At 70.2% G+C, this 24,004-nt stretch carries 20 protein-coding genes and 3 pseudogenes; 10 read left to right on the top strand and 13 right to left on the bottom strand.

Annotated elements, in window-relative coordinates:
- Positions 1-49: 49 nt before the first annotated feature.
- Positions 50-631, bottom strand: a complete 582-nt coding sequence (locus ACLQ23_RS09955; RefSeq protein ID WP_355596368.1) for a hypothetical protein — start codon at positions 629-631, stop codon at positions 50-52.
- A gap of 214 nt (positions 632-845) precedes the next feature.
- Here ACLQ23_RS09955 and ACLQ23_RS09960 point away from each other — a divergent pair, with 214 nt between their 5' ends.
- Positions 846-1,394 carry a GNAT family N-acetyltransferase gene (locus tag ACLQ23_RS09960; RefSeq protein WP_425880568.1) on the top strand — a complete coding sequence of 183 codons (549 nt, stop codon included), beginning with the start codon at positions 846-848 and terminating at the stop codon, positions 1,392-1,394.
- A 55-nt stretch (positions 1,395-1,449) separates the two neighbouring features.
- Here ACLQ23_RS09960 and ACLQ23_RS09965 read toward each other — a convergent pair whose 3' ends face one another.
- The 5 genes and pseudogenes from ACLQ23_RS09965 to ACLQ23_RS09985 all read right to left on the bottom strand — a co-directional run bounded on the left by ACLQ23_RS09965 (position 1,450) and on the right by ACLQ23_RS09985 (position 5,547).
- Positions 1,450-1,785, bottom strand: a complete 336-nt coding sequence (locus ACLQ23_RS09965; protein ID WP_425880569.1) for a hypothetical protein — start codon at positions 1,783-1,785, stop codon at positions 1,450-1,452.
- Positions 1,786-2,202: 417 nt separating this feature from the next.
- A complete protein-coding gene (locus ACLQ23_RS09970) occupies positions 2,203-2,538 on the bottom strand; it encodes a DUF952 domain-containing protein (RefSeq protein WP_355596374.1) in 336 nt (111 codons plus the stop codon).
- 359 nt (positions 2,539-2,897) lie between these two features.
- A pseudogene (locus ACLQ23_RS09975) lies at positions 2,898-3,263 on the bottom strand (hypothetical protein); the annotation flags it as partial.
- Positions 3,264-3,412: 149 nt separating this feature from the next.
- Entirely contained in the window at positions 3,413-4,624 is a 1,212-nt protein-coding gene (locus tag ACLQ23_RS09980; RefSeq protein ID WP_425735436.1) for a helix-turn-helix domain-containing protein, read from the bottom strand.
- Positions 4,625-5,043: 419 nt separating this feature from the next.
- Positions 5,044-5,547, bottom strand: coding sequence for a hypothetical protein (locus ACLQ23_RS09985; RefSeq protein WP_425735435.1), 504 nt, complete (start codon positions 5,545-5,547; stop codon positions 5,044-5,046).
- A 16-nt stretch (positions 5,548-5,563) separates the two neighbouring features.
- Here ACLQ23_RS09985 and ACLQ23_RS09990 point away from each other — a divergent pair.
- Positions 5,564-5,725: pseudogene (locus tag ACLQ23_RS09990) on the top strand (GNAT family N-acetyltransferase); the annotation flags it as partial.
- A 31-nt stretch (positions 5,726-5,756) separates the two neighbouring features.
- Here ACLQ23_RS09990 and ACLQ23_RS09995 read toward each other — a convergent pair.
- Positions 5,757-6,152, bottom strand: coding sequence for a CPCC family cysteine-rich protein (locus ACLQ23_RS09995; protein WP_355596382.1), 396 nt, complete (start codon positions 6,150-6,152; stop codon positions 5,757-5,759).
- Between the two features lie 32 nt (positions 6,153-6,184).
- Between ACLQ23_RS09995 and ACLQ23_RS10000 the strand changes: the two genes are divergently transcribed.
- The 3 genes from ACLQ23_RS10000 to ACLQ23_RS10010 all read left to right on the top strand — a co-directional run bounded on the left by ACLQ23_RS10000 (position 6,185) and on the right by ACLQ23_RS10010 (position 9,555).
- Complete coding sequence (locus ACLQ23_RS10000) at positions 6,185-6,502, top strand: hypothetical protein (protein WP_425880570.1); 318 nt, start codon at positions 6,185-6,187, stop codon at positions 6,500-6,502.
- Between the two features lie 218 nt (positions 6,503-6,720).
- The gene (locus ACLQ23_RS10005; RefSeq protein ID WP_425735434.1) at positions 6,721-7,788 is read left to right on the top strand and encodes an SMP-30/gluconolactonase/LRE family protein; all 1,068 of its coding nucleotides are present in this window, start codon (positions 6,721-6,723) and stop codon (positions 7,786-7,788) included.
- Between the two features lie 27 nt (positions 7,789-7,815).
- A complete protein-coding gene (locus ACLQ23_RS10010; protein WP_425880571.1) occupies positions 7,816-9,555 on the top strand; it encodes a PQQ-dependent sugar dehydrogenase in 1,740 nt (579 codons plus the stop codon).
- Positions 9,556-9,923: 368 nt separating this feature from the next.
- Here ACLQ23_RS10010 and ACLQ23_RS10015 read toward each other — a convergent pair.
- A pseudogene (locus ACLQ23_RS10015) lies at positions 9,924-10,048 on the bottom strand (IS5/IS1182 family transposase); the annotation flags it as partial.
- Positions 10,049-10,118: 70 nt separating this feature from the next.
- Between ACLQ23_RS10015 and ACLQ23_RS10020 the strand changes: the two are divergent.
- The 4 genes from ACLQ23_RS10020 (at position 10,119) to ACLQ23_RS10035 (ending at position 14,125) form a co-directional block, all read left to right on the top strand.
- On the top strand, positions 10,119-10,463 hold the full coding sequence (locus ACLQ23_RS10020) for a hypothetical protein (RefSeq protein ID WP_425880572.1): 345 nt from the start codon (positions 10,119-10,121) through the stop codon (positions 10,461-10,463).
- 433 nt (positions 10,464-10,896) lie between these two features.
- Positions 10,897-11,025 (top strand): FxSxx-COOH cyclophane-containing RiPP peptide, encoded by a 129-nt coding sequence (gene fxsA, locus ACLQ23_RS10025; RefSeq protein WP_231639982.1) that lies wholly within the window; start codon positions 10,897-10,899, stop codon positions 11,023-11,025.
- 8 nt (positions 11,026-11,033) lie between these two features.
- Complete coding sequence (locus tag ACLQ23_RS10030; protein ID WP_425880573.1) at positions 11,034-12,260, top strand: FxsB family cyclophane-forming radical SAM/SPASM peptide maturase; 1,227 nt, start codon at positions 11,034-11,036, stop codon at positions 12,258-12,260.
- A complete protein-coding gene (locus ACLQ23_RS10035) occupies positions 12,257-14,125 on the top strand; it encodes an HEXXH motif domain-containing protein (RefSeq protein WP_355596396.1) in 1,869 nt (622 codons plus the stop codon). Before ACLQ23_RS10030 ends, ACLQ23_RS10035 begins: the two co-directional genes overlap by 4 nt.
- A gap of 27 nt (positions 14,126-14,152) precedes the next feature.
- Here ACLQ23_RS10035 and fxsT read toward each other — a convergent pair whose 3' ends face one another.
- From fxsT to ACLQ23_RS10060, 5 genes are all read right to left on the bottom strand, one after another.
- Positions 14,153-18,406 (bottom strand): FxSxx-COOH system tetratricopeptide repeat protein, encoded by a 4,254-nt coding sequence (gene fxsT, locus ACLQ23_RS10040; protein ID WP_425735431.1) that lies wholly within the window; start codon positions 18,404-18,406, stop codon positions 14,153-14,155.
- Positions 18,403-19,443, bottom strand: coding sequence for an AAA family ATPase (locus ACLQ23_RS10045; protein WP_355596400.1), 1,041 nt, complete (start codon positions 19,441-19,443; stop codon positions 18,403-18,405). The genes fxsT and ACLQ23_RS10045 overlap by 4 nt, the downstream gene beginning before the upstream one ends.
- 14 nt (positions 19,444-19,457) lie before the next feature.
- Complete coding sequence (locus ACLQ23_RS10050) at positions 19,458-20,939, bottom strand: effector-associated domain 2-containing protein (RefSeq protein ID WP_355596402.1); 1,482 nt, start codon at positions 20,937-20,939, stop codon at positions 19,458-19,460.
- 162 nt (positions 20,940-21,101) lie between these two features.
- Complete coding sequence (locus ACLQ23_RS10055; protein ID WP_425880574.1) at positions 21,102-22,886, bottom strand: caspase family protein; 1,785 nt, start codon at positions 22,884-22,886, stop codon at positions 21,102-21,104.
- Positions 22,883-23,269 carry a hypothetical protein gene (locus tag ACLQ23_RS10060; RefSeq protein WP_355596405.1) on the bottom strand — a complete coding sequence of 129 codons (387 nt, stop codon included), beginning with the start codon at positions 23,267-23,269 and terminating at the stop codon, positions 22,883-22,885. The genes ACLQ23_RS10055 and ACLQ23_RS10060 overlap by 4 nt, the downstream gene beginning before the upstream one ends.
- 164 nt (positions 23,270-23,433) lie before the next feature.
- Here ACLQ23_RS10060 and ACLQ23_RS10065 point away from each other — a divergent pair, with 164 nt between their 5' ends.
- Positions 23,434-23,592, top strand: coding sequence for a hypothetical protein (locus tag ACLQ23_RS10065; protein WP_425735430.1), 159 nt, complete (start codon positions 23,434-23,436; stop codon positions 23,590-23,592).
- Positions 23,593-24,004: the final 412 nt, after the last annotated feature.

A 24,004-nucleotide genomic window follows, 5' to 3' on the forward strand; every position in this document is an offset into this window, starting at 1 on the left:
GACCGCCGCTGGCACTGCGGCAGCCGGCCGGTTCCATAGTGCGTACGCCTCAGCAGCTGACCTGCACGATGGGCGACTGCGTTTCCAGCCTCGCTGACGGGGGGTAGTAGCCGCCGGGAGCAGTGTAGGTGTGGATGCCCCTGGTGACGTAATAGTTCGGCACAGCTTGGCAGATCGTGAAGGCGACACCGGTGTACGTCTTGTTCCCGGGACCCGAATTCAGGCTTCCGACCGACACCAGGAAGAAGCCGCTGCCCGGGACGTACTGGTACAGCTCGACCTGAGCACCGATGTAGGGAATGACCTGGTCACACCACGAATCCGCCTTGCCGTCGAGGCTGCCGGGGATGCCGTTACCGCCGGTCGACGCATGTGGATACTGGGCCCGTGCGCTGCAGGTGATCACATTCTCGGCGGCTGCCGCGACACGACTGGACGGCGCCCGGCTGAACGTAGGTGTTACCGCTGCGGCCTGCTTTCCGGCCAGAGCCTCCGCCGCATCGAGCACCGCCTGGGGGATCGTCCCGTCAGCCATTGCAGACCCTGCTGCACTGGCCGGAGAAGCAACGGCGGAAATGGAGACTGCCAGCAGTGCGGCAAGCCCGATGCCGAGCACGCGACGTCTGAGCATCTTCCCCTCCTACAAATCGTTCCCCCGAAGTGGCAGGGGAATCGGAAACCATGGTGGGGAAACTATTCAGCGAAAGGCGTGCCGGCGTCTTCGTGAACGATCGCAAACCTGCACCTTGATCGGCGCCTGCCTTGTCATGCCGCACAACCGCCCCCCGCAGACCGGCGGCGTCGGCGGGGACTACCGAGGGCGGCTTGTGGCATAGCTTGGTTCGGTGCCGTTGACGTACCCTGCTGTTGATCTTGTCGATGGGCCTGTTCGTCTTCGCCGGTGGCGGGAGGACGATCTGGACTGTGTACGGGCCGCAGCCCAGGATCCTCGAATTGTCGAGGCCACGACGGTTCCGGGAGTGTTCTCGGTCGACGCAGGACGGGCGTTCATCGCTCGGCAGTGGAGTCGAGTCGCCAACGGTGAGGGCGTCTCGCTTGCGATTGCTGATGCGGTGACTGATCAAGCGCTCGGTTCAATCGTGCTCATGCTTCGGCCGCAGCCGGAAGTGGCTGGTCTCGGCTACTGGCTCATCCCGTCGGCGCGGGGGCGAGGAATCACCACTCGTGCCGTGAGCATGGTGTCGTCATGGGCGTTGGACATCGCGGGCATGGAGCGGGTGGAGGCGTGGGTGGAGCCGGACAACGAGGCGTCCCGGCGGGTTCTCACCGCGGCCGCCTTCGAGCAGGAAGGTGTGCTGCGCAGCTTCCTGTCTTTTCCGGGCCGTCGCGCTGACGCGGTGGTCTTCTCCAGGATCCGAGGCCCTCATCCTTGAGGAGCTGACCGTGGCCTGGCCCAGGCTGCGCGGATACCGGTCGCATCCGCTGGCTTCAGCTCTGACCCTCTCCAGCACCTGGCAGGTCGAGATAGGCCAACAGCCGTAGGACTCCGGCGAGGTGTTGAAGGTCGTGCCAGAGCACCGGCATGCTGTCCGCCGGGCCGCGCAACAGCGCACGCAGTTCGGAAAGGTCGTCGCTGGTCTGCCCGACGTCGATCCCCGCTGCCGGGTCGTTACTCACCTCGAACGCGGTCCGCAGGTCGACGTTCCAGTAAAGGTCGACACCGGCGCGGGACACGTCGAGCTCCGCTCCGAACCGCTCCTCCACTGCGTCCAGCAGCCTTCCGGACACCGCGCGAAGGTCCTGGATCCTCAGCACGTCGGCCACGTTCACCACCCTCCCGGTAGCACCCGCACAAAACGACAATGGTTGCGGTACTCAGCTGGTGTACGGCAGCAGAAAGGCCACCTCCAAATCCGCGAAGTGGCCTTCGACCTGCGTGGGCGATGCTGGCACCGAACCAGCGACCTCTTCGGTGTGAACGTCGATCTACCTACTGGTCGAGGCTCGGCCAATGTCGTCCCGTGTCATCGGCTGCTGGCCGGAGGCCGTCGTGGGTCGCCCGCCATTGGGTAGTGCGCCTCGTCTTGCTGACTTCCTGCTGACATGGCCCTGATCTTGCAAAAGACCAAGCCTGCTGTCGGCCAGCGTCGGTAACTGCCGCTGAACTGCTCGCCTTGTCGGCTGCCGTTGGCCTTCGACCGTGCCCGTCGCCCGGCTTGGCCGTACGGTGGCTGTACGGACCTAGCCCTGAGGTAGCGCCCCGTCTACCGACGACGCCTCAGCCACCCGGTACACGGCGACCACAGCGCTGAGAGGCAGAGCTGAATATACGTGCGGAAAGGGCCCGCCGTTGGGGGCGTCCTCCCAGCGCACGGGCTCTCCAAGTAGCTGTGTGTCGAGAGCGACGACCACAAGCGCCGACTCCTGCCCAAACACCCGCAGGGCCGTGGCACCCACCTGCTTGCGTGAGGAGCAGTGGACGAAGCCGCTGCTGCGGTCAAACGGCGAGCCGTCGAAACGCCCGACGGACTCGAACTCAGCCCACTCGGCAGGCAAGAGGATCTTGTAGATCAACACGGCCTAGGGTGGCAGACGGACGGCCGAACCGTCCAGAGATTTGCTCCGTCGTGCCCCGCCTCTCCCTACTTGCATGGCGCCGGGGGTCTCCGCTTCCATGATCTGCGGCACTCCCTACGCCACCGAGCTGGTCACCCGCGGCAGTCGCCTGGTCCAGCCAATGAAGCGGCGATGCAGCGCGCCGGCCGGCGCCCAAGGCATGTCCTCGGCGGCTTGGACGAGATAAGCACCGAGGTAGAGGGCCAGCGACATCGGAGCGTCGGCGTACTCCGCACGCAGCTCCCGCCTGCGGGTCCGGCATGGCCAGGGTAGGTCGCAACCGCCGCAGCTCCAGGTCGGCAGGACCGGACCGTGGCTGGTCACCACACACCGCCGAGAAACCGGGCCACGCTCGCGCGGGCCTGCCGGCTGGTCGCCCACTCCACCTGCCAGCACGGGTACGGCGTGAGCCGCGCCCACCACGCCCGGCAACCAACACACATGCCGTCCAGCCCTCGGACGTGCACCGCGAGAATCGTCTGCTCCTGGCCGGCGTTCACTGCTCGCCGACCTGCGGCCAGTGGCCCCGATTGATCGGAATCCGGTGCCGGCCACGGCAGGGCAGGTCGGCTCCGCAGCGGCAGATGTGCCGCCAGAGCTGCCACGACCACACCGGCCGATGCCGTCGGGCAAAGGTCAACGCGGTGGCCGAGAGGTACTCGTCGTACGAGACGCGCCGCACGCGCCCTCCCTCGTCGTTCAGGAGAGCGGCATCACCACCCTCTAATGAGGGGGACGCGGCGACCAGGCGACTGCCGCACCGCCCGCCGCATCCCGTGAGGGCGACGCTACGTACAGCCGCAGTGCCGGATGGGTAAGGTTCCTACCCCCTAGATCACGAGACCAGACCAACCTTCACCGCGAGGTCACGGGCATCATCGCGGGTAGACCGTGGACCGTCGAGCAGGTCCAGGGTGATCTGTCGGGCGTACCCGTTGAAACGGATCGTCTCCGGCGCCGACTCGTACGCCTGCTGGAGGGTTGCTACGGCCGTTTCCTTGTCGTCCTTGCCGTGGTGCGCCCGCGCGACCTCGATGAGATGCCGTGCCCGTCGTGGCCTCGACGGAATCGCCGCCGAATCGTGGCGGCGTGCCTGCCGAACCGCCTCACCCGACTTCTGCAACTCCACGGCCACGGTCACCGCATGAGCACCCATGATGACCCGGGAAAACGACGTCTGCGGCTGGTAGAAGCCCTGTGGCAGGCGCTGCGCCACCCGGTCCGCGCGATCCCAGTACCGCCAGGCGCGCCCGTCCTCGCCGGCACGAGCGGCCGTGTACGCGGCCTCGAAGTTCAGCGCCCCCCACAGCGCCAGCAAATTCATGCTTCCATCAGCCGTCCGCGACTCCAGAGCCGACAGCACGTCCAGCGTCACCGCCATGGCCGTGTCCCAATCCCCGGCGTCCCGATGCACCTGGCACAGGAACCACCCCGCGCCGGCGATCGCCTCGGGATCACCGGACTCTTGCGCCGCCACCATCGCCCGGTCCGCCACACGCCACAGCAGCTCCGCAGCAGGCTGGTAGGCGATGAACATCTGCGCCAACCCGAGCGTCTCCGCCAACAACGCCTGCGCCTGCCGACGCTCGGCGCCCTCGTACGCCAACGCGGCATGCTGCACGTCTCGCAGCAGCCCCGGCAACAGCCCGCCCAGCACCGTCCGGTGATCCGACGCCTGATGACGCGCACGCCACGCGGCCGCAAGCCGGCCCCGGAGGCTGGGCAACGACTCGACGGGGACGTCACCGGAGATCGCAAAGCGGTTCACAGCATCCCGGACCGACGCCAGCGCCGGATGCTCCGGCCCGTGGACCATGGCCGAACGGTCGCTCAGCTCTCCGGCCAGGGCAGACACGTCGACCTTGAGGGCACGCGCGATGCGGTCCAGCATGTGAATGCGCGGCGGCAGGATCCGATCCGTCTCCACTGCCTTGACCCACTCGGCGCTGCGTCCCACCAACCCACCAAGCACTGCGCGAGTCTTTCCGGACCGCTCGCGGTAGACCTTCAACCGCTGCCCGAACGTCAACTCCGGCAAGGCATCCACCCGGAACCTCCTCGCGTAGCGCGGGAATGCACCACCGACCCATCGGCGCAAATCACGCCCAACGCTACCGACCCCCAGGCCCCCTCATAACCCCTGAGACGCCCGCAGACTCACTGCGTCTGGCAGCCACTTCGGCCTCTCCTTGCAAGTTCTGGGCGCTCCGTCCTGAAGGGTCCGTCCACGTTTGCGACCTCGGGCGGGGCTGTACGTGCTCGGCCGCTGGTGGCTGCCCTCGTCCCGGCCGGTAGCTGTTACCGCTGCTGTCGCAAACGGTTTAGGAAGGAGACTGAGGCAGGTTGGCGAGCAGGACCGTGACCTGGTCCTGCGGGTCGACTCCGTCGCACACCAATCAAGATCATTGCACGCACTCTGTATGGCGGGTAGGGATGCTGGTTGGCGGTAACGAGCGGACGTCCAGGTCACTGCCCTTCGGCAGTGGGGCCGGGGGCGCCCACCCAACCGCTGACCGACAGGTACTGCCGGAGCCTCTCCGGGATCCGCCCCGGTTGGCAGATCCACTCGTCAGCCAAGGTCGCAACGAGCAGCTCGGCCCGCTCGAAGCAGAGCATGGTTCCGCCGACAGCCGGAACCGTGCCGTATCCCTGGACAAGGCCCACATCGACGAGGCATTGCCCGACCACCTCGCCGAGCACGTCGGTGGGTTGGACCGGTCCGACCACGGTTCGTCCGTACTCCTGCATGTCGTACGACGAGTAGGGCTCTTCCTCGGTGAGCTTCAGCAGGTCACCGCAGCCATGGGCCATGATGGCTGGCATTCCCTCGAAGTGCAGCCAGAAATGCAGCAGGCCGGCAGTCCCCGTCACTGGTCCCTCGTCGTACCAATGCCGCGCCTCGGTCACCGCACGCAGGCGTCGCCCTAGGAGCGGGCGAAGTAGAACGGCGACGGTCTCGGCATCCGGCACGGCCGCACCATAGCCGCTTGTCCTGGAGATCGTTGACCACGAGCGTTCAGCCCTCGCCATCGCCCTCTACGAGCGCACCGGCTGGCGGCACACCCACACGACCACCGCCACGTGGACCGGCCCAGAAGGCGGGCCCGTCCGTGTGCGCCGGTACACCCTCACCGACGACCCGCCCTAGCTGGATGCGACCGGCGTGCGGTCCAATCACGTCAAGTTGCCTCGGGCGCCGATCGGCGTCTGCGCTCTTCCCAACGGGCTTGTCGTCTGGCATAGGCACGCCGCGCATCTGCCAGGCTGACCGGCCGTTCGGCGTAGGCTCGCCGGGCATCCGTCAGACTGAGCGAACCGTTGGGGCCGCCTCGCACCGTGTCAGCGTCTTCGTCATCCTGCCCGTCGTCCTCCCAGCCGCAGGCGAAGCAAATCTCGAACTGACCTCGCCCCTCAAGCGTCGGGTGCCGACAGCAGGGACACGCGTACGGTTCGCCACCCGCTTCAGCCACTACAGATCGCTGGTTCAACGCCTCGACGTACTGCTCAAACCACCTGGTGCGGCTCGTGACTTCTTCCGCGGACAGCCCTTCCTGCTTACCGGCATGCTCGTCCATCATCTGCACCTCTCGCTGTAAAGGATGACGGCATGGATCGCTTCGAGGACCGCTGCTGGCTGGACTGGTGGGCGAACTCGTCCACTCTGCTCGACAGCGTCGAGGTGGTCGTCGTGATCGCCGCCGCCACCGGCGGCTGGGAGGCGAATGGTCGCCTGGTCAGCGACAGCGACGAAGACCGCGAGGCGTTTGCATTCCTGTGCGAACTCGACCCCGTCTTCACGCTGCGATTCGAAGACGAGAGCGTTGTCGCCGTCACCGTTCATCCCACGGATGGGCATCGCCGCTTCGGCCTCACCGAGTACACCGGTCCGGTCCAGCGATCGGTCGTCAACCGCATCGCTCTGTAGACAACGCCGAACCTGATTGGCTCGACTCCACCGGCCAGGTCATCGGCGCCTTCCGGGCATGCACCAAAGGTGATCGTGGGGAACTGATGCGAGGCGCCGCTTCCTCGCCTAAGCTGCGTGATATACACATCGATAGTGATCGATAAGAGGTGTTGGCGGCCGAGGTCAGTCCAGGCAACCACGGGCCTCGAATTCACCGACTCCGATTGGAGTACCCGATGACCTGGCGTCCAACCATCGCCGCACTCACCGGCCTGTGCCTGGCGCTCACCACCGCACCAGGCCCCGCCGGTGCCGCACCCGCGCCCCCGGCACCTCGGGACGCCGCTGATGTGAACGTTCACACCAACCTGCTCGCCGGCCCACCCGGCGCGCCCCCCGGGGTCTGCCCGGGTGGCACCGGGTACGGCCCGCCTCTGCCGGCCAGCTCCGTGTCCGCGACGAAGATCCAGAGCGGGTTCTCGTTCCTCGAAGGACCGGTCTGGATCGCCGACGGCGGCTACCTGCTGATGTCCGACATGGCCGCGGGCGCCGGGCCGAACAACGTGCAGCCCTCCACGATCCGCCGGTTCACCCCGCCGGCGACTTTCGACACCTTCAGCGCCAACGCCGGCAGCAACGGCCTGGCGCTCAGCCCCGACGCCCAGCAGATCGTCGCCGCCACCCACGACCAGCGGAACGTCTCCGCATACCGGCTGAGCGACCAGGCCCGCAGCACCGTCGCCGCCGACTACCAGGGCCGGGCGTTCAACTCACCCAACGACGTCACAGTCCGTTCCGACGGCGTCGTCTACTTCACCGACCCCAACTTCCAGCGCGGCAACCGACCCGACCAGATGAGCGGACGTACAAGTGTCTTCCGCGTCTCTGGCGGCCAGGTGTCGCTGGTGGACGACCGGCTGCGGCAACCCAACGGCATCGCGCTCTCCCCGGACGGCAGCACGCTCTACGTGGGTGCCTACTCCGAGAACAAGATCTACAAGTACGTCGTCCAGCCCGACGGCAGCACCGGCGCCCGCAGCGTCTTCGTGAACTACCTCGGCGGTCCCGACGGGGTCACCATCGACTGCGCCGGCAACGTGTACTGGGCCTCCGGCTCGGACGGGCTGATCCACGTCTACTCGCCCGCCGGCGCGCAGCTCGGCACGATCCGCTCCGGCGGCACCGGCACCACCAACGTGGCGTTCGGCGGACCCGACCGGCAGACCCTCTACATCACCTCCGGCCGAACGAACGACTCGGGCCTGTACAGCGTGCGGCTCAATGTCCCCGGCTACCCGTACTGACCAAGAACCCCGGGAAGGAAAGCACCCTTGCGGATTAGTCCTCACCAGCTCCGACACCGCGTCCCGCTCGCCCTGCTGGTCTGCGCCGGCACCGTCCTGAGCGGCGTACCCGCCAACGCCGCGGCGGCCGCACCGGCGACCGGGAGCCGGCAAGCGGCCTGGCTCGCCGCCGACACCAGCCCGCCCACCCGGCCGACCGGCCTGCGCAGCAGCCGGCTGACCTGCCAGTCCGTCACGCTTTCCTGGTATGCCTCCCGGGACAACGTCGGCGTCGCCTTCTACGACATCTACCACGACGGCCAGCTCGTCACCTCTGTCTCGGGACGGACGCTGACCGCCACGCTCAGCGTCGTGCAGGGTGTCACCTGGGGCTGGTACGTCAACGCCCGCGACGCCGCCGGCAACGTCTCGCAGGCCAGCTCCACGCTCTCGGTCACCCCGCCGTTCTGCCAGCAGGACACGTCTCCGCCCAGCACGCCGACCAACCTGGCCGCGACGGTCAACGGCACGGCCGTCACCCTCAACTGGTCGGCCTCCACCGACAACGTCGCGGTCACCGGCTACACGATCCTGCGCAACGGTACGGCGGTCGGCTCCACCACCGGCACTGCCGGCAACCCGCCGGCGACCACGTTCACCGACACCGGGTTGACGCCCGACACCGACTACCGGTACACCGTGACCGCCCGGGACGCCCAGGGCAATGTCTCGGGGGCGAGCGCCGCGGTCACCGCGCACACCGGCTCAGGCTGCACGAGCCCGGTCTGCGGCGCCACGGTGATCACCACCGAGAAGGACCTTCCCTGGGGCCTGGTGCAACTGCCCGACGGCACCGTCCTCTACGGCCGGCGCGACCTGTTCGACATCGTCGCCATGAACCCGGACGGCACCGACAAGCACAGCATCGGCACCGTGCCGAACGTGGCAGGCACCAACGGCGAGGGCGGCGTGCTCGGGCTGGCCGTGTCGGCCAACTTCACCACCGACCGCTGGCTGTACATCTACCACACCACCACGACCGACAACCGGATCGTGCGCATCCGCTACGACGGCACGCTGCAAACAGGCACCAAGCAGGTGCTCGTCACGGGAATCCCGCGCAACAAGTACCACAACGGCGGCCGGCTGCGCTTCGGCCCCGACGGCAAGCTCTACGCCGCCGCCGGCGACGGACAGAACCCGGACCTGGCCCAGGACACCAACAACCTGGGCGGCAAGGTACTGCGGCTCAACCCCGACGGCACCGTGCCGGCGGACAACCCCTTCGGCAACTACGTGTGGAGCTACGGCCACCGCAACCCGCAAGGACTCGCCTTCGACTCCCAGGGGCGGCTCTTCGAGCAGGAGTTCGGCAACAACGTCGTGGACGAGACCAACATAATCGTCAAGGGCGGCAACTACGGCTGGCCCGCCTGCGAGGGCACCTCCGGCGACTGCGCCAACCCGAACTTCAGGGCCCCGATCCGGACGTACCCGGTGGCCGAGGCCTCGTGCAGCGGCATCGCGATCGTCCGGGACGTGCTCTATATCGCCTGCCTGCGTGGCAACCGGATGTACCGAGCGGAGATCAGCGGCGACACGCTCACCAACGTCCAGCAGTACTTCGTCGGGACGTACTTCCGGCTGCGCACCGTCGAACCGACCGTCGACGGCAACCTGTGGCTGACCACGAGCACCGGCGGGGACAAGGACAGCACCCCGAACAACAGCAACGAGAAGATCCTCAAGGTGACCCTCGGTGGGGCGGCTGCCGGCCCCTCAAGCTGAGTCAAAGCGGCGTCAGCGTGGGACACGAAGGCCTCCTGGTTGCCGGAGCGGTTCCTGGACAGCTCCACTCCACAGCCGGAGGCCTTCGTCACCACGACCTCAATTGTGGACGGCGGGACCAGGGAGGCTACTAAACCGACGCACCGGTACAGCAACGTGCGGTATCGGTGCTCGCGCTGACACCGCCGGCACTCAGTCGCTGCCGCCCGACGACGCGGTGCGGCTCAGCCGCATCGCGAACGAGACGGCCGCCGAGGCCGTGAGTCGCCACCCGCGTCGGCTGCGTGCGATGTCGACGCTGCCGATGTCGGCTCCGGACCGGGTCGTGCGCGAGCTGGAACGCGCGGCGGCGGAGGGCACGTCAGCACGCGGCCGTCGGCGATGCCGTCACCGCCACGCTCGGCGACCAGTCGGACCAGCGTGCGGAACGGGGCGGGCTGCAGCCCGGTGAACGGGAAGCCCACTCAGGGTGGGCTGCGGTGCTCGCCTGCACCCAGGCATCCTGCCGACCATCCTCAACAGACAGACGCCAGGGTTACGAGACGTCCCTTAGGGTCGTCATCGTGAGCGATCATCACGGCGGCACTTGGACGCTGCATCGGCGCGACGACGGCCGGGTACTCGCTGGTCTCGTGGTGACCGGTGGTGACTTTCCGTGGCCAAATGCTCGTGTGGACCCGAGGGAAGGGCTTGCGGAGGTCCGGACGCTCTTCGCCGAGGAACTGCGGCTGCTCGATGGCGTTGATGAGGACGCGGAGTCCTGGGAGCGCGCATACGAGGCAGTTCGGAACACCGTGACGCTTCGGTACCCGGACGGCCAGGAGGTTCCTGAGTTCCTACTTCACATCGATGGCAACGAGGCGTGGTGGCGGTGGAGCGACGAGCCGTTTAGCGAGGATCAGGCCTAGCCAGCGCGGCCGCTCGGCGGCAGATCCGCCTGCCTGACCTTGGCCGTCAGCGGCTCGGATTGCGTGATCTGCCACGATGGCTGGCTTTCCAGCGGTCGTCTCGAACAACGGCGTCACGAGCGGGCGCGGTGGCGGAGGTTTGCCGCGGGCGATCCGCCGGATGGCGGCGGGCGCGGCGCCACGACTTCCGCGACCATTGCTAGAAATCGGACAGCTCACGGTGCGCGCGCCGGCTATGGACTGTCCGGGGCGGGGCGTCGGCCGTAGACTGACCCGGCTGTCCGGCATCCACTGGTATCTTGGGCTAGTTTAGGTAATTTGCTCCGTCTCCAGCTGCCGCGTTCGGAGCCGGTCAGGATCACTAGCGTGCGATTGTCCTATAGAGGAACCGATGGAAACCACGGTCGATGATTATGTGTCTCACCAATTGGATGTGAGCAAGATCAGCCTCGCCGAACTCCGGGAGGCGAGGCAGGGCGCTTTCGTGCACTGCCTGGAGCGGATTCTCGACGAGTTGGACCGACCACAGGACCCCGTCGCTGGTTTCACCTCCGCGATCTGAACCCCGTCGTGGTCACCACCGCGCCACCGTCACTTCCTCCGGCGTCCGAGTGGCCGCTCGGCGAGTCACCGCTCGACATCGCACCGGCCGGTTGGCGGCCCACCCCGTTCCACGACTTTGTCGTCAAGCTGCACAGTCGGTGCGACCTCGCCTGCGACTACTGCTACATGTACGAGCTGGCCGACCGTTCTTGGCGGGGCCGGACGGTCTTCATGCCCGACGAGGTCGTCGACCTGGCGACCCGGCGCATCGCCGAACACGCCCGCGACCACCGCCTGTCGACGATCCGGGTCATCCTGCACGGCGGCGAGCCGCTTCTCGCTCCACCCGCCACGTTGCAGCGGGTGGTCAGCACGCTGCGTGCGGCGCTGTCGCCCGGGACGGCGGCACAGTTCACCGTGCAGACCAACGGCACCCGCCTGACCGAGCAACGCCTGCGCCTGCTGCGCGCCGCCGGCCTGCGGGTCGGGGTCAGCGTGGACGGCGGCCGGGTGGCCAACGACCGACACCGCCGGCACCTCGGCGGCCGGAGCAGCTTCCCCGCCGTCGACCGCGCGCTGCGGCTGTTGCGCGAGCAGTCCGACCTGTTCGCCGGCATACTCAGCGTCATCGACCTGCGCAACGATCCGGTCGAGACCTACGAGACGCTGCTGGCGTACCAGCCCCCGGCCCTGGACTTCCTGCTGCCGCACGGCAACTGGAGCGAGCCACCGCCGGGCCGTCCGCCCGACACCAGCACCCGGTACGGAGAGTGGCTCGTCGCCGTCTTCGACCGGTGGTACGACGCGCCCCGGCGGGAGACCCGCCTCCGCCTCTTCGAAGAGATCGCCGTGGGCGTACTGGGCGGCCACAGCAGGTCGGAGCAGATCGGACTGAGCCCCGTCGGTGTGATCGTCATCGACGTCGACGGGTCGCTCGAACAGGTCGACACGCTGCGCTCCGCCTACGAGGGCGCCCCGGCCACCGGCCTCACCCTGGCCGATCACCCGTTGGACGCCGCCCTGCGGCACCCGGCCGTCATCGCCCGACAGATCGGCGCGAAGGCACTCGCTCCGGCGTGTCTTGATTGTTCGATTCATCCGGTCTGTGGTGGAGGGTACTATCCGCACCGATACCGTAAGGGCTCAGGATTCCGCAATCCCTCGGTCTACTGCGCCGACCTGCGATATCTGATCGACCACATCGCCGGCCGCGTACAGGCCGATGTCGCCCGAGTGATGAGGCAACGCGCGTGACCGACGTGATCCGACTTCCCGCCCAGTCCTTCAGCCAGCTCGCCGCGGGCCACGGCGACGCCGAGACGATCGCCCGGCTCCGCCGCGGCCAGCTCAGCCGGCGGCTGTTCCTGCTGCGGGCACTGCTGGACGCCGACCCGTCCCCGGCCACCGAGGCCTCGCTGGAACTGCTCGTCCGCGCCCAGGCCCACCGGCCGGAGGCCGTCGACGAGGTACTGCTCGCTCCGCACGTCGGCTCCTGGCTGACGGTCACACTCCGGCGCCTGCGGGCCGGCCCCGCCACGGTGCCGCCCCGCAGTCGCCGCTCCGGCACCACCGTCGGCACCGTCGCGGCCTCCCGCGACGTCGGCCGGCTGGGCGAGATCGCCGCGGCCGCGGCGGCCCGGGCCGGGCTGGACTTCACGATCGAGCTGTCCAGCACCGACGGCCAGGTCATGCTGCCGACGTACGGACGCGCCGAGTCGGGGACCGGCAGCGTCACCGTCACCGCCGAGGACGGCCGGCTGCGGATCGGCCCGGTCCTGGTACCCACCGACCCGTCGGCGGACGCGCCCGGCTGGTCCGGCCTGCGCGCGATCGCGGCCCAGGCCGCCGGCCGCACGCTGCGGCTGATCATCGACGACCTCGACCCGTGGCGCGACGTCCACCAACTCCGGGCGGCGGGCCGGCTCTCCGACCCCGAGCTGGCCGGGTGGCAGGCGGCCCTCGACGAGGCGTGGCCGGTGCTCGTGCGGTCACACCCCAGCTACGCCGAGGGGATCGCCGCGGGACTCACCACGATCGTCCCGCTGGTCGCCCCCGAGGAGAGTTACGGCGTCAACGCGACCGCCATGGAGTCGTTCGGCGCCGTGTCCCTGACCCCACCTACCGATCCACTCGCCCTGGCGGCGGCGCTGGTACACGAGTGGCAGCACGCCAAACTCGGGGCGCTGCTCGACCTGATCCCGCTGCACCACGCCGATTCAGAACCTCGGCACTACGCCCCGTGGCGCGACGATCCCCGGCCGCTCGGCGGGCTGTTGCACGGTGTCTACGCCTTCTTCGGGGTCACCGACTTCTGGCGGGTGCAACGGCACGTCCAGCGCGACGCCGCCGCCCGGTTCGCCGACTTCGAATTCGCCCGCTGGCGCTCCATGGTCTGGCAGACCACCGAGCTGCTGCACGGGGTCCCGAACCTGACCGAGGAGGGCCGGCGGTTCCTCGCCACGCTGACCGAACGGCAGCGCCGCTGGCTCGCGGAACCCGTCTCCCCGGCTGCGGCCTCGCTGGCCCGGCAGGTCACCGCCGAACACCGGCTCGGCTGGCGCCTGCGCAACCGGATGCCGGATCCGCACCGGGTGCGCCGGCTGGCGGACGACTGGCTGGCCGGGGCGGCGGCCTCACCCGGGCCGATCTCCGCCGTGCTGACCCACGACGTCGGCTGGACCTCGACCCACAACGTCCGATTCGACCTGGCCGGACTCCAGATGGCAGATCCGGAGGGCTTCGACCAGCTCTGCACCGACCCGGCCCAGGTGACCACGCAGGTACCACAGGCGTCCGCCGGCGACATCGCGCAGATCCTCGGCGACCACGCGACCGCCCGCGCCGCCTACCTCCGCCAGATCCTCGACCAGCCGGACGAGCCACGGTCCTGGGTCGGTCTGGCGATCCTCACCGAGCTGAGCGGCGACGGCGCGGACGGGGAGACCGCCGCGCTGCACCAGATGCCGGAACTTGTCGCCGCGCTGCACCGCGAGATCAGGCGTCGCGGTGCCGACGCACCGGACCCGCTCCGGTTGACCCGCTGGCTGCGCCCCCTCGTGGCCGAGGCGCCCGAGGCGGTCAGCCCGGCGGCGGGCGCCCCGCTCGCCGCCCGGGCCTAGCCGCCGTCCTCCCGGACCCGCCGGCGCTCACGTCGGAGGCGGGTCGATCGGGATCGACACCCGATGGCTGGCCAGCAGTTCGGCCGCGTCCGGGTGGTCCAGGCCGACGGTCCGCTCGTACCCGGCGATGGCCGCGTCGCGCAGCTCCCGGGCGGCCGGCCGGTCGCCGAGCGCCGACAGCTCGATCGAGAGGTTCGCGGCGCAGATCAACGTCTCCGGGTGATCCTGGCCGTTCACCTGCCGGGCCGCCGCCAGGGTCTCCCGCAGTAGCGAAGCCGCTCCGGCATGGTCCCGGCTGGCAGCGAGATCGTTGGCGAGGTTGATCATCGCACAGAGGGTGTACGGGTGCTCCATCCCGAGCCCGGCACGGAGTCCGGCGACCGCCCGCTCGTCGAGCCGGCGCCCTTCTGTGTAGTCCCCGAGTAGGCGGAACACGATCGCCAGGTTCGCCATGCAGACGTACGTGAAGGGGTGTTCGTCGCCCAGGACCCGCCGGTAGCCGGTCAGCGTCTCCTCACCCAGCACCCGGGCCTCGGCTAGGGCCCGGGCCCGGGCCACCCGCTCCTGCTCGGTGCGGGGCAGGATGTTGAACAGCGTCATCGCCGCCGAGATCGTGTCGGCGTGGTTCTCCCGGAACCGGCGCAGGCACAGCGAGTACACCTCACGAGCCACCGTCAGCGCTTCGCTGTAGAGACCGATCTTGCGGAGCGTGACCGCGTGCAGCCGGGTCGCCCGCAGCACGTTCGAGTGGTCCGGCCGCAGGCTCCGCCGGTGCAGCGGCAGCCACTGCCGCTGCAACCGCAGCGCCTCGTGGTAGCGGCCCAGCCCGTCCAGATCCCGGGAGAGCAGGGTGGCCGTGAACAGGGTGTACGGGTTCGTGTCTCCCAGCACCCGCCGGTAGCGCGCCCAGTTGTCCTCGTCTGTGCGCCGCGCCCGCTCGAAGTCGCCGAGCAATCGGTAATCGACGGCGAGGTTGTTCGCACAGCGCAGGGTGTCCGGGGCGTCCTCACCGAACACCCTGCGGTGCGCCTCGAGCAGCCCCTCGTCCAGTTCGCGGGCCCGCTGCCACTCGCCGAACAGCCTCAGGTCCGCCCCGAAGCTGTTGGCCAGCGCCAACGTGTGTTCGTGGTCGGACCCGAGCGTGTCGCGGGCGATCTCGTACGTCCGTTCGTTCAACCGCCTCGCCTCCTGCGGATTGCCGGCGGAGCGCAGCGCGTTGGCGAGGAACCGGGCGGTGATAATGGTCTGCTCGTTGGCCGCCCCCAGCTTCTCCAGCCACCGGCGGTACGCGATCGAGCCGAGCTCGCGGCTGCTCTCGTAGTCGCCGCTGACGTAGAGGTAGCGGATCTGGTCGAGCACCACCTTGCGGATGTCGTCGGACTCGCCGTCGATCGCCCCGGAGGCCAGCACGTGCGGGTTGAGTTCCGCGTGCCGGGGCCAGATCTCCTGGTCCTCCGTCGGATCACCGGGGTTCGCGGCGGCGAGGAGCTTCTGCACGGCGGTGCGGTAGGTCTCCCGGTCGGCCGGGGTGAGCCGGTCCCGCAGGATCGCCTGCACCAGGCGGTGGATCTGGATGCTGTTGCGGGTCGCGTCCACCTTCGCCAGGCCGTACTTGCCGATGTCCCGCACCGCCCGGCGCAACTGGATGTCGTCCCGGACGGTGGCGTCGAGCAGGCTGGGCAGCCCGGCGTAGCGACCCATCGGCAGCAGTCTGATCGAGATGGGCTCCGAACCGAGGAAGGCGCACAGCTCCAGCAACTGCAACGCGGCGGGGGTCTGCTCGGCCAGCTGATCGAATGCCAGCCCCCAGGTGATCACCACCGGTGTCGAGTACGACGCGGGTGAACTCTCCCGCAGCAACAGGCCGACCCGTTTTTCCAACTGGCCGAGGTACTCGTCGATCGGGGTGCCGGTCGCCAGCATCCAGGCCGCCGCCTGCTCCAGGGCCAGCGGCAGGTCCCCTAGCTGCTCCGCCAGCCGGTCGGTGTCCTCGTCGTCCAGCTCCGGCAGCCGCCGCCGGATCAGCTCGATGCTCTCCTGACGGGTGAAGACATCCACCTCGATGCTGTCCGCCACCCCGGCCCAGTTGTGGTTGCGGGAGGTGATGAGCACATGCCCGCCGGGGTTGCTGAGAAACGGCATCAGGTCCTCGGCCCGGGTCGCGTTGTCGAAGACCAGCAGCCACCGGCCGTACGGCCGTCCGGTGCGCAATGCGTCGTACACGGTCTCCAGGGCCTGCGACACGTCAACGTCGTCGCTGACCAGATCGAGCTTGCGGGCCAGGGCGACGAGCGACTCCCGGATCCGGGTCGGTTGTTCGGCCGGAACCCACCAGATCAGGTCGTAGTCGCTGGCGTACTTGTAGACGTACTCGACGGCGAGCTGGCTCTTGCCGACTCCGCCAAGGCCGTGCACGGTGTGCGGCAGCACCGCGGTGACGTTGTCGGTCAACCGCTGGCGCAGCACGTTGAGCAGTTCTTCCCGCCCGGTGAAGTCGGGGTTGCGGGGCGGCACGTTCCCGAACACCGCCGGCTGCTCCCCGACGCTGGAACGGCCCCGATCTCCTGGAGCGGTCTGTGCGGTCATGTCGTCCCCCTCTTCGGGTGTCGCCGCGATCGGTAGCCGCCGGTCGGTCCGCTGCGTTGGCGTGGCTGGCGGGCCGAGGGCGACCGGAGCCAGCCGCCGCGCGAGTTCCGAGTACCGGCCTCCCAGGCTGCGCAGCACCGTGTAGGCCACCTCGGCGAACGGGCGGCCCAGTCGGGTCGCCAGCCGGTCCGAGACCTGTCCGGCGAGCAGCGCCGGAAAGTCCAGAGCCGCGCCCATGTGCTCGTTGACGTAGCGGGAAACGACGTCGAGGATCCGCAGCGCCTCACCGACCCGCAGTCCGGAGAGTAGTTCCTGCCGTACGCCGGGAAGGAACTCGTAGCGGGCCTGTTCGACCGGCGTGTCCTCGGCCCAGCTCGCCGCGTGGCGCAGCAGCCCGCTCAGGTAGACCTCGGCGAGGTCCTGCGGCTGTGAGCGTGGCAGCATGAGGCGCTGCACCAGGCGCATCACCGGCAGTGTCAGCGGTGCAGCGGCAAGAAACTCGGCGAGTTGACGGGCCTCGTCCGAGGCCATCGCCCGGAACCGGGCGACCCGCTGGGCCGGCGTCAGGTCCAGCGGCTCAGGCGACGGAGGCTCCCGCAGCGGGTCGACGAGCAGCGGACGAGGGTCGGTGGTCAGCAGCGCGACCGCCGCGACCGGGCCGAGGGTGCGGCCACTGACCAGGGCGGCCCCGGCGGCGAACCATCGCGGTGCCAGTTCCAGCACCGGTATCGCGACCGCACCGCGCGGAAGGTGGTCCGGCACCTCGTCACGCAGGCGGGGGTGCAGTTGCGCCGCCGGTGCCGCAGGCCGGGTCGGCCGGACCAGCATGGGGTGCAGCGTCGGGCGGCAGCGGTGCCACAGCCGCTGCGGCAGCGGCTGGACCACGGCGACCGGACCGGAACGGCCCCAGATCGCGAGCCACCGTCGCAGCTCGGGAGCGTCCCAGATGGCGCCGGTGCAGTCGCTCAACACCATCGTCAACTGCCGGCCCTCCGGGTCGACCAGCTCGCGCGGGTCCCGCGCGGTGCTGCCGCCGTCGGAGGTCAGGATCGGCCGGTGGCCCTTGGCGTCCGGCCGCAGGTACCACACCTGGATGCGCCGGAACGTGTGCACCCGCATCCGGTCGGCGAGGGTCCGGATCTCGGTCGCCGTCGCCTCCCAGACCACCATCGATGGGCTGCCGTCGACCAGCAGTACGAGATCCAGCCACGGCTCGGTGACCGGGGTGAGGCACGGTTGGAGCATCCGGGCCTCAGCCGACCGGCGGGCCGTCTCCGCCTCGTCGAGCCGCACGGCGTTCCGGGCGGGTACGGACCGGCGCAGCGGGGCCAGCGCCCGGGCGATCTCCCGGGCGTGCGGCAGGGCGGGCACCCCGGGAGTGCGTACCGGCAGCGAGGACGGGTCGCGGGGCCCGTTGGCGGGCGGCGGCAGGTAGAGCCTGGCGGACGGCTCCGCCTCGGTCACCGCGGGCGTCTCCGGCCGGGCGGGCTGCCGGGCCGGGGGGGTGGACGGCGGCGACGCCGGTGGCTCAGGTGGCGCCCCCGGTGGCGCGTCGCTCGCCGTCGCGGCCGGCCCGGCCCGGGGCGGTCCCGGCTGGCGGGGCAGGAAGCGGGCCAGCCAGATCGCCTCGGCGTACTCCTCGGCCGTCAGGGCCGAGGGAGCGCCGCCGAGGGCGGTGACCAGCCGATCGATCATAGGGTGCCGGCCGCTTCGAGGTCCCGGATCAGGTTCGCCCGCAGCCGGGCGCGGGTCGACTCGGGCGGTCGCGCCCCGGAGGTGACCAGGAAGATCGCGTTCAGCAACTGGTCCGTGGCCACCGCACCCCGGTCGCGCAGGTCGAGGAAGTGCGTGATCAGGTCGGCGCTGGCGGCCACCGCCTCCTCGCCGAGCATCGAGGTGATGATCTGGGCCAGGGCCTGCTCGTCCGGGGGCTGGATGTCCAGTCGCAGGCAGCGGCGCAGGAAGGCAGGTGGGAACTCCCGCTCGGCGTTGCTGGTGATGACGACGACCGGGAAGGCGGCGCAGCGGACCTGGCCGCGCCGTACCGGTGCCCGCAGGGTGCCGTCGCTGGTCATCACCTCCGCCAGGCTCTGGTCCTCCGGCAGCCGGGCCAGTTCCGGGATCTCGAACCGGCCCTCCTCGAAGACGTTGAGCAGGTCGTTGGGGAGCCCCAGGTCGCTCTTGTCCAGCTCGTCGATCAACACCACCCGGGGACGTGCCCAGGGCAGGAGTGCCGTGCCCAGCGGGCCGAGCGTCAGGTAGCGGCCGATGTCCGGTATCTCCTCGGTCCGCCCGGTGGACTGGAAGAGGTTCGTCTCCTGGAGCCGGCCGATCGCGTCATAGCGGTAGAGGCCGTCGTCCACGGTGGAGCGGCTGGTCACCGGCCAGTAGAGCACCGGCCCGAGGCCCAGCTCGTACGCGACGCTGTAGGCGAGGGTGGACTTTCCGGTGCCCGGCTTGCCCGTCACCAGGAGCGGGCGGCGCAGGTAGAGCGCGGCGTTCACCATCTCGATCGCCTCGTCGGTGATCTGGTAGCCGCGGGCCCGCTCGGCGCCCTGCCGGTCCTCCGGCAGCGCGGAGGTGATCAGTGGCCCGCCGCCGAACCGCCGCCACCGGGGCGGCTCGGGGAGCCGCTCGATGCCGCTGTGCGGCCGTCCGGTGCCGAGGTAGATCCGCCAGTCCTCGCCGTCGCCCGTGGCGGAGTCCTCCGGCTGCGGTGGTGAATCCAACACGCTGTCGTCCCTTCCTAGACCGGCGCGCTGAGGGCGTCGGCCGGTGGCACCCGGTCGATCTCGTCCCACAGCAGGGTGAGGTGGAGACCGAGGTGTTCGGAGGAGCCGCCCTCGCTGCCCGCGTCGCGACGCAGCTCCCAGACCAGCTCCCGCAGGTTTGCGACGCTGCGCGCCATGAGCACCTCGGGAATGTACGAATCGAACCGTGACGCCGCCGCGCGATCGCGACACCAGAGGACGACCGGCAGTCCGGCGGTGACCGCGGCGCCGATCGCCGCCTGGATGTGCCGTTCGGCGCCGCTGACGAACAGCACGAGACAGACCGGGTAGTCGTCGTTGCCGAGCAGTCGGGCGTGCAGGTGCTGCGCGACGTACGGCTCGGTGAGCCGCTCGAAGGCGACCGCCCTGGCCTGCACGGCGGAACCCTGCTCGCGCAGCCGCCGGTGCCGCGTTCGCCAGCGGGGACGCATCAGGGAGTTGCGCATCCGGGTGAGGTCGCGGACGACCACCGGGTAGTGCACGCCGAGGGCCGTGTAGAGCCCCGGAGCCGCCACCTGCCACCGGTCGAACTCGTAGTCGAGCAGGGGTCGGGGCACGATGAACTCGACAGTCAGTTGACCGATCTCGGCGGTACTGCGATTGGCCAGTTCGGTGAGCGCTTCATCGATCTTGAGCTGGATCTGCTCCAGTCGGAACCGATCCCCCGGCCCGTCCGGGACGCGTTCCCAGTGCCACGGCAGCCGGCCGGGATCGCCCGGGGTCACCAACCAGGCCTCGAACAGGTACCGGGAGGCGTCGATGCCGTCCGCGTCCAGCAGCACCACGAAGTAGGAGCGGTACTGGTCGCCGTCCGAGGGTCTGGGACCGCCCGCCGACCCGGCCGGCGGCGGGGCCGCCGCCGGACCCGGCGGGACCCCCATCCGCCGGGCGACCTCGTCGGCGAGGCGGCCGGCGATCCGGCGGGCCGGTAGGGCGACCCGGCCCGCAAGGTCGTCCAGGAAGGCGACCAGCGGCGGGCGTACGTCGGGGTCGGAGATCGCGTCCTCCAGCTCCCGGAGTACGGCCGCCAGGTCGGTGACCGGTGGGCGCACCCGCAGACCGAGCCGCGCCACCGCGCCGCGGCACAGGTCCAGCAGCACCGGCGGATCGAGGCCGTCGGCCAGCTCGACGATCCGGCCGCGTTCGTCGGCGGTGAGGATCTCCGGCGGCAGGTGGATGGCGACGAGTGCGCGGAAGCGGTCCAGCTCCGGGCTCTCACCGTCCACTGCCGCCACCGCCTCGGGCAACAGCCGGAGCGCCCCCGGCACCTCCTCGCAGGCCGCGACGAGTCCCCAGAGGTCGGTGAAGGGCACGTCGGAGCGGCGGAAGACCGGCTCGCCGTCGATCAGGTGGCCGAGTTGCCGTACGTACCGGTCGCGGTGGGTGCGTACCTCGGCACCGGTGAGTGCGAGCATCGCGTCGACCAGCCGGCGGTGGTCGTGGGATTCGAGGGTCACCGGCGCCGCCACCCGAGCGCACTTCGGCAGCGCCGGAGGACACCGCTATCGACCATGTCTCCTCCGATGCGATGTCGAGAACCACCCATTGCGGCAGGTCTACAAATAGTACGGAAGCAACCGCGTGCGGTAGAACCCTTCGCACAGGGGAAATCTATTAGCTTAAATCAAACGCATCGGACGGATCGGTGGAATACCGACCGCAGCCAGCGGTGCGGGCCGGTCCGTCGCCCGCAGCGCCTCGTGACCGGCGTGAATGGCGTTGCGGATGTCCGCCACCACCGCTCCGCCCCCGTCCGGCACCGGTGCGCGCAACGCGTCCCGTACGCCGAGCTGGCGGGCGTGCAGCAGGGAGATCAGCTCGTCTCGGCGTACCTCCACGGTCCGCCGGACCTCCTGCAGCCGCGCCAGCGGCGACCGCCACACTCCCTCGGGCCCGCCGTCGCCGGCCGGACCGCCGGACCAGGCCGGGTCGGTGGCGCGCAGCCGGGTGCGGGCGACGTCGAGCCGGCGGATCTGCGCCTCGCCGCAGGCGATGGCCTCCTGGACGGCCGGTCCGATCTCCATGCCTGCGGCCTCGCACTCCACCGCCATCTCCGGGTCGAGCAGGAACGCGCGGGTCAGCGCCGCACCGTCACCGGCCCACGCTGCGGAGAGCACCAGCAGCGGCGGGCACAGCGGCAACGCGTCGACGGAGTCGGTCAGCACCTGGGCCGCGCGCTGGTCGCCGCCCGCCCGCAGCGTGACGACCGCGAGCAGCAGCGCCCCGGCGGTCAGCGCGGCCGTCGGCGCCGGATGGTCGGGCGGGGCCTCCCGCAGCCCTCCGGCGGCCGCCGCGAACGCGTGGCCTGCGGCCCGCCAGCGTCCGCCGATCGCGTGGCTGATCCCGAGTCCCCACCAGGCACCGGCCGTCCCGTCAACGCGCACCGCCGCCTCGAACCGGGTGGTCGCCTCGTCCCAGCCGCCCGTCCGCAGGGCCAGCCAACCCGTACGGTCGGCCAAACCTCTCAGCATCCGCTCCACCGGCTCGGGCAACCCCGCCCCCCAGTGCAGGCGCTCCGCCGCCCAGGGGACGGGCCGCTGGCGGGGCGGGACCGGACCGTCCGACCGGTCGGCACCGCGCCCGTCCCGAACCTCCACCCCGGCCGGCGGCAGGGGCGCGGTCCGGCCGGCCGCCGTGGCCAGGGCCGGGCCCCGGGAGCTCCGGGCGACGTAGAGGTCGCCCTCGCCGTACATCCAGCGGCGGGGCGTCTGCCCGCCGGCCACCGCGACCGAGTCCCTGACGTACCGGTAGAGCTCGTCGGCGGATACCAGTCCGTCACCGTCCAGGTCGGCGTCACCGGTGCGCAGCCCTTCGATCACCGCACCGGCGAAGACGGAGTGCCGAGGGTTGTCGGTCAGCGGCAGCGGCTCGCCGGCCGGCTCCCAGGCGTACTCGTGGGCGGTGGTGGCGGTCAGGACGGCGCGGCCGGTTCCCTCGCCCGGGAACAGGTCCCCGCCGCGGACGCCCGCGTCGCCCTGGTGGGTCAACACCCGCGACACCGCTCCGCTGAAGCAGCAGTCCAGCAGCAGGACCATCCGCTGGCAGGCCGAGCGGTTGAGCAGTCGGTTGATCAGTTCCGTGGGAAGCGCGGTGGCCGGCAGGTCGTCGACGTCCGTGTCGGCGAGAGCGAGGTAGAGCAGCCCGTCAATGTCGCGTCGACCGTGGCAGGCGAAGAAGAGCAGCAGGTGATCCGACCGGCCGGCCGACCGCAGCAGTCGGGCGATCTCCAGCCGCGCCTCGTGCTCGGTCGGGTTGACCAGCAGCCGTACGTCGTAGGCGCCGACCGTCGGGTCACCGAGCAGCCGGGCCAGCACCTGAACGTCGTGTGCCGGAGACCGGAGGCGGGACAGCTTGGGATCGTCGTACTCGTTACAGGCGATCAGAATGGCGCGTCTGCGCGTCACCGGGGAAGTTTCCGGTCGAGCCAGGTCTGGGCGATGTGGCGCTGGTCGGCGGCGGAGACGCCGGTGAGGTCGAGTTCGCTGCCGTCCGGCTCGACGATCCGCACGCCGCGTCCCTGGCGCTGGCCGGCCCAGGCGAGGAGGAGTTCCAGCACCGCGATGATCGACGGGAGAGCGGGTTCGATGGCCAGCGCGACGGCACCGATCATCTCGATCTCGCCGGCACGGGTGCCGTCCGGCGCGACCTCGCTCGGTGCGGGCAACCGTTCCCCGTACGGCGCCAGTTCCAAGGCCAACTGCCGGGCACCGAGTTCCAGCTCGCCAGGTCCGTCCTCCGGGCCCCCGAGCAGGAGCGCGGCGATCGGCAGCCCGCTGTGGTCAGCCATCAGATTCCTCCCCGGGTACGGATCCGTCAGCGTCAATTGCACCATCAGTGGTCAACGCGCCCGGCCGGCGCCGGCGAGGTACCCGTCCGGGCCGGCGTTCCGGCCGGCGGCGAGGGTGCGTGCCGAACCATGAGAAACTTCTATAAGCCGATGTAAAAGGTGCGGTGACCACTGGATCTACCGGCACCGGCACCGGCACCGACACCGGGCCAGCGGCGGGAGGCGACCGGGCCGGCGGCGGCGATCTGGCCCGCGGCGTCGCCAGCTTCGACCGCCTGCTCCGACTGTTCCGCCGGCTCACCACGCCGGAGGGCTCAGCCTGACTGCGGCCTCGACGCTGTACCGGCTGGACGAACTCGGCCCGCACCGCTCTCCGAACTCGGCGCCGCCGAAGGGGTGACCCAGCCCGGGATGACCCAGCTCTGCCGCCGACCTGACCGCCACCACCGCCGGCTTCCACCGCTACCGTCCGATCCCACCACCGGCCATCTACCCAACACGACTCACCGACGCCGCCGGCCTACCGCTTCGACATCCTCAACCAAGCCCTCACCAACCAGCGACCCACCCGAACCGCACTACCACCTGGCCGCGAAGAAGCCGAACGACTCAGCCGTCGACCAGTCATTCAGCTGGGCACCCCCAGGTCGAGAGGCGACAGCGGTTGACGCACCGACATCACCGCTCGGATCTTCCCGGGACCCCTGCCGCGAGCACCCTGGCCCGTCCCTAGAT

The sequence above is a fragment of the Micromonospora sp. DT41 genome, from assembly GCF_049841715.1.
Taxonomy (GTDB): Bacteria; Actinomycetota; Actinomycetes; order Mycobacteriales; family Micromonosporaceae; genus Micromonospora; species Micromonospora profundi.